Here is a 12441-nt window from a genome sequence, read left to right as displayed (position 1 = left end):
TTTTCAATATATATCTCCTTCCAGGTTCAATGCTGGCGCGGCGGCAGGCTTGGCGGCAGCATCGGCTGGTTTTTTCTCAAAACGCTGCGCCAGGGTGCGCAGCAGTACGTAGAACACGGGCGTCAGGAACAGGCCGAAGAAGGTCACGCCCAGCATGCCGGCGAAGACCGCCACACCCATCGCATGGCGCATTTCCGAACCGGCGCCGTGCGAGAACACGAGGGGCACCACGCCCATGATGAAGGCGATCGACGTCATCAAAATCGGACGCAGGCGCAGGCGGCACGCTTCCAGCGCCGCTTGCACGACGGTGCGGCCATGCTCTTCCAGTTCGCGGGCAAATTCCACGATCAGGATCGCATTCTTCGACGCCAGCCCCACCAGCACGAACAGCGCGATCTGGGTAAACACGTTGTTGTCGCCACCGGTCAATTTGACGCCCAGCAAGGCGCACAGGATGGACATCGGCACGATCAAAATCACGGCCAGCGGCAGGGTCCAGCTTTCATACTGGGCGGCCAGCACGAGGAACACCAGCAGCACGCACAGAGGGAAGACATAGATCATCGTATTGCCGGACAAGATGTCCTGGTAGGTCAGCTCCGTCCACTCATACGAAATCCCCTGCGGCAGCACTTCCTTGGCGATGCGTTCCAGCGCGGCTTGCGCCTGGCCGCTCGACACGCCAGGGGCGGCGCCGCCGTTGAAATCGGCTGCGGCATACGCGTTGTAGCGCTGCACGCGGTCCGGACCATAGCTATCCTTGACGCGCATCAACGACGACAGCGGGATCATTTCGCCTTTGTCATTGCGTACCTTCAGCTGCGCGATATCCTGGGCATGTGAACGGAACGCCGCATCGGCTTGCACGCGCACCTGGTAGGTGCGGCCAAACTGGTTGAAGTCGTTCACGTACAGCGAACCGAGGTTGATCTGCAAGGTCTGGTAAATCGTTTGCAGCTGCACGCCCATCTGCTTGGCTTTCACGCGGTCGACGTCGGCGAACAGCTGCGGCACGTTGATCTGGTAGCCCGAGAACACGCCCGCCAGTTCCGGCGTCTGGTACGCTTTCGCGGCCAGCGACTGGGTGGCGTTGTACAGCGCGTCGTAACCGAGGTTGCCGCGGTCTTCGATCATCATCTTGAAGCCGCCGATGGTGCCCAGGCCGTTGACGGGCGGTGGCGGGAAAACCATGATGAAGGCGTCCTGGATACCGCCCAGGCGCTTGTTGATCTCGGCCGCGATGGCGCCGCCCGACAATTCCTTGCTGCTGCGCTCATCGAACGGCTTCAGGGTGGCGAACACGATGCCGGCGTTCGGCGCGTTGGTGAAGTCGTTGATCGACAGGCCGGGGAAGGCGATGGTCGATTCGACGCCAGGCACCGACTTGATGACGTCGGACATGCGGCGCACGACATCTTCCGTGCGGTCCAGCGAAGCGGCGTCAGGCAATTGCGCAAAGCCCACCAGGTATTGCTTGTCCTGCGCCGGCACGAAGCCGGCCGGCACGGACTTGAAGGTGAAGATGGCGGCAACGACCAGCAACGCATACACGCCCAGCGAAGCGCTCTTGCGGCCCAGCACGCCCTTCACGCCCGCTTCATAGCGGTGCGAAGCGCGGCCGAAGAAGCGGTTGAACCAGGCGAAGAAGCGGCCGAAGACCATGTCCATGCCGCGCGTCAGCGCGTCTTTCGGCGCATCGTGCGGCTTCAGCAGCGCTGCCGACAGGGCTGGCGCCAGGGTCAGCGAGCTGAAGGCGGAAATCACGGTCGAAATGGCGATCGTCAGCGCGAACTGGCGATAGAACTCGCCGGACAGGCCGGGCACGAAGGCGATCGGCACGAACACGGCGCACAGCACCAGGGCGATGGCGACGATAGGACCGCTGACCTCTTTCATGGCCTGGATGGTGGCGTCGCGCGGCGACAAGCCTTCCTCGATGTTGCGCTCGACGTTTTCCACCACCACGATGGCGTCATCGACGACGATACCGATGGCCAGCACGAGGCCGAACAGCGACAGCGTGTTGATCGAGAAGCCAAAGCCCAGCATCACGGCAAAGGTGCCCACGATGGAGACGGGAACGGCCAGCAGCGGAATGATCGAGGCGCGCCAGGTTTGCAGGAAGATGATCACCACCAGCACCACCAGGGCGATGGCTTCCAGCAGCGTATGGATTACGGCTTCGATGGACGAGCGCACGAACTGCGTGGGGTCGTACTCGATGCGGTATTCCACGCCTTGCGGGAAGTCTTTCTTCAGTTCGTCCATCTTGGCGCGCACGTCGGACGACAGTTGCAGCGCGTTGGCATTCGGCGCTTCGAAAATACCCATGCCGACGGCCGGATTATTGTTCAGCAGCGAACGCAGCGAGTAGCTGTTGGCGCCCATTTCCACGCGCGCCACGTCTTTCAGGTGCGTGACGGCGCCGTCGGCATTCGTGCGCACGATGATGGCGCCGAATTCCTCGGGCGTCTGCAGGCGGCCCTGGGTATTGACGGTCAGCTGGAAGTCCGAGTTTTTCGCCGGCGAAGCGCCGATGACACCTGCAGCCACCTGCACGTTCTGCTCACGGATGGCGTCGACGACGTCATTGGCCGTCATGCCGCGCGCCGCTACCTTTTGCGGGTCGAGCCAGATGCGCATGGCATAGTCGCCGGCGCCGAAGATCTGGATGTCGCCCATGCCGGGCAAGCGTGCCAGTTGGTCCTTGACGTTCAGCACCGCGTAGTTACGCAGATACATGTCGTCATAGCGCTTGTTCGGCGAGACCAGGTGCACCACCATGGTCAGGTTGGGCGACGATTTGACGGTCGTCACGCCGATCTGGCGCACTTCCTCGGGCAGGCGCGGCAAGGCGCGCTGCACGCGGTTCTGCACCTGCGTCTCGGCCTGCTCGACGTTGGTGCCGATCTTGAAGGTCACGGTCAGCATCATCGCGCCATCGGACGTGTTTTGCGAGGACATGTAGAGCATGTTCTCGACGCCGTTGATCTGCTCTTCGAGCGGCGCGGCCACGGTTTCGGCGATCACTTTCGGGTTGGCGCCCGGGTATTGCGCGCGCACCACCACGGATGGCGGCACGACGTCGGGATATTCGGAGATGGGCAGGCCGAAAATCGACAGCAGCCCGGCCACGAATATGACAATCGACAGCACCGCCGCGAAAATCGGCTTGTCGATGAAAAAGCGGGAAAAATTCATGTTTATTCCTTGGAAGTCGATGCTGCTTTCGCGGCGATCTTGGCGTCTTTTACTTCAGGTTTTGCGGGAGCGACAGGCGCGGTCGGGTCAAAATCCATGGCCACCATCTGCGGCGTCACCGGGGCGCCTGGACGCACCCGCTGCAAGCCGTTGACGACGATCTTTTCGCCCGCCTTCAAGCCTTCGCGCACCACGCGCAAGCCGTCCGACGTCGGGCCCAGCTTGACGGCGCGGTATTCGGCCTTGTTGTCGGCGCCCACCACGTACACGTATTTGCGGCTTTGATCCGTGCCGACGGCGCGGTCGCTGATCAACAGCGCCGTGCTTTGCGCCTGCGGACCATTGCCGCCGTCGAGCTGGATGCGCGCAAACAGGCCCGGCACCAGCTGGCGCTCGGCGTTGGCGAAGGTGGCGCGCATGCGCACGCTGCCCGTGGCCGGGTCGAGCTGGTTGTCGACGAATTCCAGCTTGCCTTCGTGCGGGAAGCCCGTTTCGTTGGCCAGGCCCACCTTGACGGTGACGGGCGTGCCCTTTTGCGCCGTGCCGGCCACGCGCAGGTAGGTATCTTCATCGCCGTCGAAGCTGGCGTAGATGCGGTCCGTCGACACCACGGAGGTGAGGATGGCGGAAGCGTCGATCAGGTTGCCGACGGTGATTTCCGCCTTGCTGACGCGGCCGCTGATCGGCGCCTGCACCTGCGTGTACGACAGGTTCAGCCTGGCCGCTTCATACGCGGCTTGCGCCGAGCGGGCGTTCGCGTCCAGCTCTTTCAAGCCCGAGGCCTTTTCATCGAATTCGCGCTGGGCGATGGCTTTTTCAGCCAGCAGCTTTTCAGCGCGCGACAGTTCCAGCTTGGCCAGTTCCGCCTTGGCGCGGGCCGAGGCGGCCGTGCCTTCGGCGCGCGACACTTCGGCCTGGAATGGGCGCGGGTCGATGACGAACAGCACGTCGCCTTTTTTGACTTCGCTGCCCGGCTTGAAATTGACGGCCGTGATGAAGCCGCCGACTCGCGAACGGATTTCCACGCGCTCGATCGCTTCCAGGCGACCCGAGAATTCCTGCGTTTCCGTAATCTGTTTTTCCACCACGGCGGCGGCCGAGATGGGCGGGCCGCCGGCCGCTGGCGCGTCGGGCACCTTGCTGTTGGCCGAATCGCAGCCGGCCAGGCTCACAGCCACCAGACCTGCCAGCGCGAGCGAGGCAGCCAGGGGCTTCAGCAGAGTGGAAAATTGTTGAACGTTTTTCATTTTATTTCCCTGTTTTATGAAAATTTCTAATGGTATGGGCGGCAGGAAGCAACCCAGCTTAAAAAGTGAATGGTGGTGCCATGGCGCCCGACGGCGCTCGATCAAAGGTAAACAGGCCGCCAGCTGCTTAAAAGCGGACGGGGACGACGAAGCTGGCTGTGCGAACGCACAACTCAGGCAGGAAGGGAACTACACTGCGTAGTGTAGCAACCAAAACTCAAAAAGTAAACTGATTAGTGTAAGTTTTTTTGCGGTGCTGCGGATGGCGGCGTCATGACTCGGGCTCCTGCCCCAGTCCGGCGACGAAACTGCTAATTTCGCTCAATACCTGCACCTTGCACGCGCACTCATTGCGGGCGGTGGCGTCTTGCAGCGGCGCGGCGGCCATGCGCCGCACGGTCGTCTTGATGCCGCAGGCGATCAATTTGCTGCCGTATTGTTCAGCCTCGTCGCGCAATGGGTCGTCTTCGCTGGACAAGATCAAGGCTGGCGGCAGGTTCTTCAGGCGGCTCGACTGCAATGGCGACGCGTACGGGTGGGTACGGTCAGCGGCATTCGGCAGGTAGCCGCGGTAGGCGGCGGCGCACTGGTCCGCCACTTCGGCCAGGTCGGGACAGGTCGGCAAGGAGCGCATCGAGCAGGTCGACAGGCCGGGGTCGAGCATGGGCATGATCAGCACCTGGCCCGCGAGGGGCGGTCCGCCCCGGTCGCGCGACATCATGGCGCATACGGCGGCCAGGTTGGCGCCCGCTTCGATGCCCGACACCACCATCTGCTTGCCCGTCCAGCCCAGCTTGGACTTGTTCTTTTTTGCCCACAGCAGCACGGCATGCGCGTCTTCCACGGCGGCGGGAAATGGCCGCACGCGGGCCAAGGTGTAGTTCGCGGCCAGCACCACGTGGTCGGGATTGCTCAGCACGAGGCAGCGCAGGAAGTCGTCTGCATCGTCCAGGTCGCCGTCGACAAAGCCGCCGCCATGAAAGAAGACCATCAGGTTCGGCTGCTTGGCGCCCGGCACGCCGGCAGTGTATACGCGCGCGCCGAGCGCATCCTGCGCGCCCTGCACCTGGATGTCGCGTATCTTCAGCGCCTGGCCAGGCGCCAGTTCGGCAGCGGTGTCGGCAAAGCTCATTGCGCCACCACCGGCGGTACCGCAGCATCGAGCACCGTGTCGTTCAGGCACAACAGGGCGACGCCGCCCACTTCATGGGTCAGGGCGCTATAACCGCTGGCTTCGCTTTGCGCCGCCATCGAGTATGCATCCGTCGATACCATCGCGGCCAAAGCGAGCGAGCTCATAGCGAGAGCGAGCACTGCAAAGATTCCATTCCGATGACCCATGATTTTTCTCCTGTGAACTTCCTGCGGCAATCACATTTATGCTGCAGTACAACAACTATAGACTTGATCTACAATCTGATAAAGAGTGCAATGACGAATTGATTGTTCAGGATTATGAATAATCAAGCATAAAGTGATAAGGAATCAAGTGAACAAGCTGCAAGCCATGGAAGTTTTCATCCAAGTCGTCGATGCGGGCGGCTTTACGCGCGCGGCGGAAAACATGCAGCTGCCGAAAGCCACCGTCTCGACCCTGATCCAGTCGCTGGAAGCGAGCCTGTCGGTTAAGTTGCTCAACCGCACTACGCGCCATGTCAGCATCACGTCCGACGGCGCCGCCTATTACGAACGCTGCGTGCGCATCCTGTCGGACGTGCGCGAGGCCGAGGAATCGCTGTCGCGCACGCGCCTGAGTCCCAGCGGACGCCTGCGCGTGGATGCGCCCACGGCCCTGGCCAGCGAACTGATCATCCCCGCCCTGCCCGACTTCTTTGCCCGCTACCCGGACATCTCGCTGGAACTGGGTTGCAGCGACCGCCCCGTCGACCTGATCGAGGAAGGCGTCGATTGCGCCGTGCGCGGCGGCGAATTGGGCGACCTGAACCTGATCGCGCGCCGGGTCGGCGTGCTGCATTTCATGACGTGCGCCTCGCCCGGCTACCTGGCGCAGCACGGCACGCCGCTGCACCCGGACGACCTGGCGCAGCACCGGGGCGTGAATTTTTTCTCTGCCAAGACGGGCAAGACCTTCGACTGGGATTTCACGCGCGCCGGCGACCGCATCCAGATCGCCATGCCCAGCCATATCGCCCTGAACGACTCGAATGCCTACACGGCCGCCGGACTGGCGGGCCTGGGCATCGTGCAAATGACGCATTTCATGCTTGCGCCCCTGATAGAACAAGGCAAAATGGTGGAATTGCTCAGCGAATGGGAATCCGACCCGCTGCCCATCCACGTGATCTATCCGCCCAACCGCCATCTGTCCGCCAAGGTGCGCGTGTTTGTCGAATGGGTCGCCGACATGTTTACCAACCACCCGGCCACGCAGCTCAAGGGCAAGAGCAGCCTTCCCAGCGCGCGCGCCACCCAGACCGAGGCCCAGCCATGACCGCAGCAAGCACATCGCCGCACCCGCACCGCATCGTCTTTCTCGACCGCGACAGCCTGATCGCCACCGTGCGCCCACCCGCCTTTGCACACAGCTGGGAAGAACATGCGCACACCAGGGGCAGCGAACAGACGGTGGCTCGCCTGCAAGGCGCCACGATCGCCATCACGAACAAGGTGCCGCTGCGCGCGGCCGAGCTGGCGCAATTGCCGGACCTGCAAATGATCGCCGTGGCCGCCACGGGCACGGATATCCTCGACCTGGCCGCCTGCCGCGAGCGGGGCATCGTCGTGGCGAATATCCGCGACTATGCGCGCGCCACCGTGCCCGAGCATACCCTGGCCTTGATGCTGGCCCTGCGCCGCCAGCTCGTTGCTTACCGCGCGGACGTGGAAGCGGGCCTGTGGCAGGCGTCCGACCGCTTCTGCCTGTTCGGCCACCCGATCCGCGACCTGGCCGGCAGCTGCCTGGGTTTGCTGGGCTACGGCGCGCTGGGCAAGTCCGTGGCCCAGCTGGGCCGCGCCTTCGGCATGCAGGTGATCGTGCACAACCGTTCGCCCATCAATGAAGATGGAGTGAAGGAAGTGGGCTTCGACGAATTGCTGGCCAGTTCCGACGTGCTGAGTCTGCACCTGCCGCTGACGGACAAGACACGCAACATCATCGGAGCAAAGGAACTGGCGCGCATGCAGCCGACCTCGCTATTGATCAACACGGCGCGGGGCGGCCTCGTCGATGAAGCGGCGCTGGCGGAGGCATTGACGAACGGCGTGATCGCCGGCGCCGGTTTCGACGTGTTATCAAAGGAGCCGCCTCCGCCCGACAACCCGCTGCTCAATTTGCGCCTGCCCAACTTCATCCTCACGCCGCACACGGCCTGGGCCAGCGGCGAAGCCATGCAGAAACTGGCCGACATCCTGATCGGCAACGTGGAAGCGTTCGAACGGGGTGCGCCCACGAACGTGGTGGCATGAGTTTGTTAAACGAGCTGGATGAACTGCTGTGCAGCGACGACGATGAATACGACCGCCTCGACCTGTTTCTCGAGGCGGACGAGCTGATCGGGCAACTGCAGTCCGCCGACGTGCCCCCGCTGCTGGCGCTGTGGTGGGCGCGCAGCCCGTACTGGCAGCAGCGTTTCACGCAAGCAAGCAGCAACATCGACGGCGCCGTCCTGCGCGCCCTGCTGGCGGGTTTGCTGCAGATCAAGGAGCCCGCCCACGGCGTGCTTGAATTGATGTCGCGCCTGCCGCCCGTCGCCGACAACTCTGCCCTCAGCGACGCCCTGCTCGACTACGCCGAGCAAGCCTGGCATGCGGACCCGGCGCGGCAGCGGCAAATCCAGATCAGTTGCTGGAGCTGCGGGCTGTCGGGCCGGCTGTTGAAGCGGCTGGGACTGGCGTCGTGGAAAGACGCGGGCTTGTAGGAACTACGTCGCTGCAGGCCGCTCAAAGCTGAAACCCGGCGCATACGCGTGATAACCGTCGAAATCGCCCTTGCCGATGGCCGCGCCGGCGCTGCGCGCAATCGCATACGCCATGCTGAAGTGAAAGTAGAAATTCGGCAGTATGTACAGCTGCAAGAATTCATCGGCCGGCAGCGCGATGTCGGCGAAGCCGGCGCGGTCGCGGCAGATGCGGTCCGGCGGACCGTCGAAGCGCTCCACGGGAATGTCCTTGAGGTAACGCATGGTGTGTGCGATTTGTTCCTGCAGGCTGGCGACGGCGCTGAAATCGGCTACCTCCAACCCTGCCAGCGGGCAACAGCCGCGCAGGGAAAAGCTCACGGCCGCGCGCACTTGCTGGGCGAATGGCAGCATGTCCGGGTGCAGGCGCGCCGCCAGCATGTGCGGCGCGGTGCCGGTCTTGTCGAGCATGGCGGAAAGCTGCGCCAGGGAACGGCAAAAGATGATGATGGGATTGATCTGCATCATGTCCGTCATGACAAGCCCCCTGCCGCCATATCGTGCGCCACGGCCTTCTTCAGCACGCGGATCAGCCGGCGTTCGTGGCGGCCCACGGCGTCCCAGTCCCAGGCGTCGGTCGGGCCGAATGCCGGGTAATGGCGCTGCCATTTTTCCGCGCGCTTCTGCGAATTGGCGCTCACCTGCGACGCCAGTCCCTTGCCGCTGGACAGGCGCAGATACACGTGGATGACGCCCCAGCCTTCGCACACATGACGATACGTGAGGCCGCCGCACTGGGCCGGGTCGAGGGCGATGCGGGTCGGGGCAAACTGCCCGGCCATGTCCGGGTAATGCACGGCCAGGAACACCTCGCCGGCCCCTTCGGCTTCCAGCCTGGCGGCATACGCGCACAGCTCGGCAGGCGAGTGGAAATGCAGCGTTTCCCGTTCCGGCTCCGAATACGCCTGCGCCACGGCCGCGCCGGGCTTGGCAAAGATCGCCTCGGCCATGGCCGCGATACCTGCTGTTGATAATCCCACTGTGCCTGCCTTTCCTATTGCCTGATGATTACGCCCTGCGCCGCTATCCTAGCATGGCGTCAACGGCGATGGCGGCTGAAAAACTCCCACATCACCTCATTCGCATCGATGGCGCGCGTGGTCTTGCCGATGGGCAGGCCAATATTAAACGCATCGGCGCCCGGCCACGTGTGGCCGCCCTCCTTTACGGTGAGCAAGGCCACGCTGGCGCCGCCCGTACCACTCCCCTGTTCCTGCCAGGTCACTTGCGTGGCGTCGCCAGCGGGGCCAGGAAGCAGGCGCGGCTGCGGCCTGGCGCCGTCGATGCCGTTGTGCCTGCGCCAGTAATCGAAGGTGCCTTCGGCCGACAGGTAGCTGGCGGCCTTGCCCTCGAACAGCACGACCTTGTCGGCCGTGCCCTGTATCAACAGCATGCCGACCTTGTCCGTTTTCTGGTGATGCTGCACCACGGGTTCCGGCATGGGCGCCCCCACCGCGGCGACGGCGGCGAACTGCTGCGGCAGCTCGGCCGCCAGGCGCAGGGCAAAGAAACCGCCGCGCGACAGGCCCGTGGCATACACGCGCTGCTCGTCGATGCGGTAATCCTGCTTGAGTTTGCTCAACATCGCTTGCGTAAAGCCTACGTCGTCCGTGCCCGCCAGGTAATCCATGCCGAAACCCACGTTCCAGTCCTGCTTGATGCCTTGCGGATAGACGACGATGAACTGGTGCCGCTCGGCCGTCTTGTTCATCTGCGTGTACAACATCTGTTCCGCCATGCTCATGCCGCCGCCATGGAAATTGAAGACGACGGGAAAGGTCTTCTGAGGCTGGCTTTGATATGCAGCCGGCGTGTAGACGATGTAGCGGCGCTTTTCGTCCTTGTGGACAATGCTGGTCACTTGCGCCAGCGCGGGGATGCTGGTGCAGGCCAGCACCAGCAGGCTGATAAGACATTTCATGCGGTTTTCTCCGTTGATCAAGAGCTTGCAGCTTACGCAGGCGCCGGTGAAATCGCGGTGAAATCTCCCTGCTTTTTACTGTTTCTGGAGGGGAATGATGTCGACGCGGTACTGCGCCGCGCCCGGATGGAAAACGATGTCCCAGTGCATGGCTTGCGCCAGGCGCAGCAGCAGGTTCTGGCCATGCGCGAAACCGTGGACGCGCCGCGGCTGCCCCGCAGTCACCGTATTGACGATGCTCAGGCGGCCTTGCGCAAACGCAATGCTGATGCGGCAAGCGGGGCCGCCATGGAACAGGGCATTCGCCAGGCAATTATTCAGGAGCAACATGACCAGTTGCGGGTTGCCGACCGCCTCCAGCCGCTCCGGCAAGTCCAGGGTCAGCAGGCTGGCATCCCAAGGGTGTTCGTCGAGCAGGCGCAGCAGGCATTGCTCGATACAGCCGCGCAATTCGACCACGTCGCCCGGCAGTTGCTCGGCCCGCGCCAGCGCGAACAGCACGTCGATGGTGGCGCGCATCTCGTCCGTGGATTGCCGCAGCTGCGCCTGCTCCTGCTTGCCCAGCGGCTGCGCATCGTCCAGCGCCAGGGTGTTGTGCATCAAGGTCAGCGGCGTGCGCAATTCATGGCTGACGTCGCGGGCAAAAGCCTGTTCGCGCCGCAACACCGCCTGCAATTCGGCAAAGGTGGTTTCCAGCCGGCGCGCCAGGAAACCGATCTCATCGGGGCGGTCGCGCTCGCTGAAATGGACGGCGCCGCCGGGCGCCAGCCGGCGCGCTTCCTGGGCCAATCTCTGCAAGGGCAGCACGAGGCGCCGCGCCAGCCAGTACGCCAGCAGCAGGGCCAGGCCGATCAGCGCCAGCGCCACGCCAGCCACGACGCCGCCCACTTCCCGCGCCAGGCGCGAGACCACCAGCACGGGCGCCACATCGGCCAGCAGGTATGCGCGCTGCGGCTGGCCAGCAGCAACGACATCGAGCGCCAGCACGTGATAATGCTGGCCAGTCGTCGTAAACACTTCCCCGCGCGGGGCGGACGGCGGCACTTGCGCACGCACCGCTTGAGGCAAGTCAAGGTAACTGCCATAAACCGTGATGAGGTCGCTGCCAGAAGGCGTAAGCTTGCCATGCTGCTGCCAGCGCATGCTGACGGCCGCCGCTTCGCGCTCGAGCAGGCGCTGCACCAGCATGTCTTCCGTGACGTAGGCAATCACCAGCGCCAGGCCCGTGTAGCATAGGCACAGCAGGATGGTGAAGCCGGCCAGGGCGGCAAACAGGCGCTGCCGGATCGACTTGCTCATGGCGATGCCGCCGCGTCGAAGGCCAGGCGATAGCCCAGCTGCGGTATGGTCACCAGCATGCCTGCCGCGCCAACCCCGCCAAGCAACTCCAACTGCTTGCGCAGCGCATAGATGTGCGATTTGAGCGCATCGCTGTCGGGCGGCTGGCTGCCCCACAGCTGTTGCAGCAAGGCCGAGCGCGAGACGGCGTGCGGGTATTCGCGGCACAGCAGCAACAGAATTTTAAAACCCGTCTGCGTCAATGGCAGCGGTGCGTCGCCATACAGGGCGCGCCCTGCGCGCGTCTGCAAGGTGAACGGTCCCACGCGCATTTCCTGGTGCACGTGCAACTGCTGCCGGCGCGCCAGCGCTTCGCAGCGCAAGGCCACTTCGCGCAAGTCGAACGGCTTGGTCAGGTAATCGTCGGCGCCGTCGCGAAAGCAGCGTGCCTTGTCTTCATACGCGTCGCGCGCCGTCAGCATCAAAATCGGCACATTGCTGGGCGCGGCCGCCTTGATGGCGCGGCACACTTGCAAACCATCCATGTCGGGCAAGTTCAGGTCCAGCAGCACCACGTCATAGCTGTTGCGCGTGGCCAATTGCACGGCCAGCGCACCCGTGCCCGCATGATCCGTCTGCCAGCGCAAGCCGTCGAGGAAATCGAGCACCTGGCGCGCGATGGCCAGGTGGTCTTCCACCAGCAGGATACTCAGGGGTAGCTTGCTCATTATTCATCAGTAGAAATTAAAATACACCAAATCAATCTTCATAGCAAAAAAAAACGCTCATGAAAAAATAAAAAAACAGCCAAATTTTAAATTCTTGGAATAATTATGACTTACCAAATGAAAATGGCATTTCTCAATACCATTAT

Annotated in this window: 12 protein-coding genes; 3 read left to right on the top strand and 9 right to left on the bottom strand. The window is 63.2% G+C overall.

Annotated elements, in window-relative coordinates; genetic code table 11:
- Positions 1 to 3: 3 nt before the first annotated feature.
- The 4 genes from NCG91_RS00745 to NCG91_RS00730 form a co-directional block, all read right to left on the bottom strand.
- Positions 4 to 3204, bottom strand: a complete 3201-nt coding sequence (locus NCG91_RS00745; protein WP_099667378.1) for an efflux RND transporter permease subunit — start codon at positions 3202 to 3204, stop codon at positions 4 to 6.
- Between the two features lie 2 nt (positions 3205 to 3206).
- The gene (locus NCG91_RS00740) at positions 3207 to 4451 is read right to left on the bottom strand and encodes an efflux RND transporter periplasmic adaptor subunit (protein ID WP_251348173.1); all 1245 of its coding nucleotides are present in this window, start codon (positions 4449 to 4451) and stop codon (positions 3207 to 3209) included.
- 271 nt (positions 4452 to 4722) lie between these two features.
- On the bottom strand, positions 4723 to 5583 hold the full coding sequence (locus tag NCG91_RS00735; protein ID WP_251348172.1) for an alpha/beta hydrolase: 861 nt from the start codon (positions 5581 to 5583) through the stop codon (positions 4723 to 4725).
- Positions 5580 to 5765, bottom strand: coding sequence for a hypothetical protein (locus NCG91_RS00730; RefSeq protein ID WP_251348171.1), 186 nt, complete (start codon positions 5763 to 5765; stop codon positions 5580 to 5582). The genes NCG91_RS00735 and NCG91_RS00730 overlap by 4 nt, the downstream gene beginning before the upstream one ends.
- A 175-nt stretch (positions 5766 to 5940) precedes the next feature.
- Between NCG91_RS00730 and NCG91_RS00725 the strand changes: the two genes are divergently transcribed.
- The 3 genes from NCG91_RS00725 to NCG91_RS00715 are packed head-to-tail and all read left to right on the top strand — an operon-like array spanning position 5941 to position 8329.
- Positions 5941 to 6903 (top strand): LysR family transcriptional regulator, encoded by a 963-nt coding sequence (locus NCG91_RS00725; RefSeq protein WP_099667375.1) that lies wholly within the window; start codon positions 5941 to 5943, stop codon positions 6901 to 6903.
- Complete coding sequence (locus NCG91_RS00720) at positions 6900 to 7877, top strand: D-2-hydroxyacid dehydrogenase (protein WP_251348170.1); 978 nt, start codon at positions 6900 to 6902, stop codon at positions 7875 to 7877. Before NCG91_RS00725 ends, NCG91_RS00720 begins: the two co-directional genes overlap by 4 nt.
- On the top strand, positions 7874 to 8329 hold the full coding sequence (locus NCG91_RS00715; protein WP_251348169.1) for a hypothetical protein: 456 nt from the start codon (positions 7874 to 7876) through the stop codon (positions 8327 to 8329). Before NCG91_RS00720 ends, NCG91_RS00715 begins: the two co-directional genes overlap by 4 nt.
- A 3-nt stretch (positions 8330 to 8332) precedes the next feature.
- Here the strand turns inward: NCG91_RS00715 and NCG91_RS00710 are convergent, their stop codons facing one another.
- From NCG91_RS00710 to NCG91_RS00690, 5 genes are all read right to left on the bottom strand, one after another.
- Complete coding sequence (locus tag NCG91_RS00710) at positions 8333 to 8845, bottom strand: DUF1993 domain-containing protein (RefSeq protein ID WP_251348168.1); 513 nt, start codon at positions 8843 to 8845, stop codon at positions 8333 to 8335.
- Positions 8842 to 9348 carry a hypothetical protein gene (locus NCG91_RS00705; RefSeq protein WP_251348167.1) on the bottom strand — a complete coding sequence of 169 codons (507 nt, stop codon included), beginning with the start codon at positions 9346 to 9348 and terminating at the stop codon, positions 8842 to 8844. The genes NCG91_RS00710 and NCG91_RS00705 overlap by 4 nt, the downstream gene beginning before the upstream one ends.
- Before the next feature lie 59 nt (positions 9349 to 9407).
- Positions 9408 to 10289, bottom strand: coding sequence for a CE1 family esterase (locus tag NCG91_RS00700; RefSeq protein WP_251348166.1), 882 nt, complete (start codon positions 10287 to 10289; stop codon positions 9408 to 9410).
- A 75-nt stretch (positions 10290 to 10364) separates the two neighbouring features.
- Complete coding sequence (locus NCG91_RS00695) at positions 10365 to 11588, bottom strand: sensor histidine kinase (protein ID WP_251348165.1); 1224 nt, start codon at positions 11586 to 11588, stop codon at positions 10365 to 10367.
- Positions 11585 to 12295 carry a response regulator transcription factor gene (locus NCG91_RS00690; protein WP_251348164.1) on the bottom strand — a complete coding sequence of 237 codons (711 nt, stop codon included), beginning with the start codon at positions 12293 to 12295 and terminating at the stop codon, positions 11585 to 11587. The genes NCG91_RS00695 and NCG91_RS00690 overlap by 4 nt, the downstream gene beginning before the upstream one ends.
- Positions 12296 to 12441: the final 146 nt, after the last annotated feature.

This window comes from Janthinobacterium kumbetense (assembly GCF_023703445.1).
Classification (GTDB): Bacteria; Pseudomonadota; Gammaproteobacteria; order Burkholderiales; family Burkholderiaceae_D; genus Janthinobacterium; species Janthinobacterium kumbetense.
The sequence above is the reverse complement of the archived record's forward strand: the minus strand, read 5'-3'. Positions and strand labels throughout refer to the sequence as shown.

What these genes read in the sequence shown, in the direction of transcription:
- NCG91_RS00695 (WP_251348165.1), bottom strand. Translation starts at nt 11,588, where the DNA reads ATGAGCAAGTCGATCCGGCAGCGCCTGTTTGCCGCCCTGGCCGGCTTC.
- NCG91_RS00700 (WP_251348166.1), bottom strand. Translation starts at nt 10,289, where the DNA reads ATGAAATGTCTTATCAGCCTGCTGGTGCTGGCCTGCACCAGCATCCCC.
- NCG91_RS00740 (WP_251348173.1), bottom strand. Translation starts at nt 4,451, where the DNA reads ATGAAAAACGTTCAACAATTTTCCACTCTGCTGAAGCCCCTGGCTGCC.
- NCG91_RS00745 (WP_099667378.1), bottom strand. Translation starts at nt 3,204, where the DNA reads ATGAATTTTTCCCGCTTTTTCATCGACAAGCCGATTTTCGCGGCGGTG.
- NCG91_RS00715 (WP_251348169.1), top strand. Translation starts at nt 7,874, where the DNA reads ATGAGTTTGTTAAACGAGCTGGATGAACTGCTGTGCAGCGACGACGAT.
- NCG91_RS00720 (WP_251348170.1), top strand. Translation starts at nt 6,900, where the DNA reads ATGACCGCAGCAAGCACATCGCCGCACCCGCACCGCATCGTCTTTCTC.
- NCG91_RS00710 (WP_251348168.1), bottom strand. Translation starts at nt 8,845, where the DNA reads ATGACGGACATGATGCAGATCAATCCCATCATCATCTTTTGCCGTTCC.
- NCG91_RS00735 (WP_251348172.1), bottom strand. Translation starts at nt 5,583, where the DNA reads ATGAGCTTTGCCGACACCGCTGCCGAACTGGCGCCTGGCCAGGCGCTG.
- NCG91_RS00690 (WP_251348164.1), bottom strand. Translation starts at nt 12,295, where the DNA reads ATGAGCAAGCTACCCCTGAGTATCCTGCTGGTGGAAGACCACCTGGCC.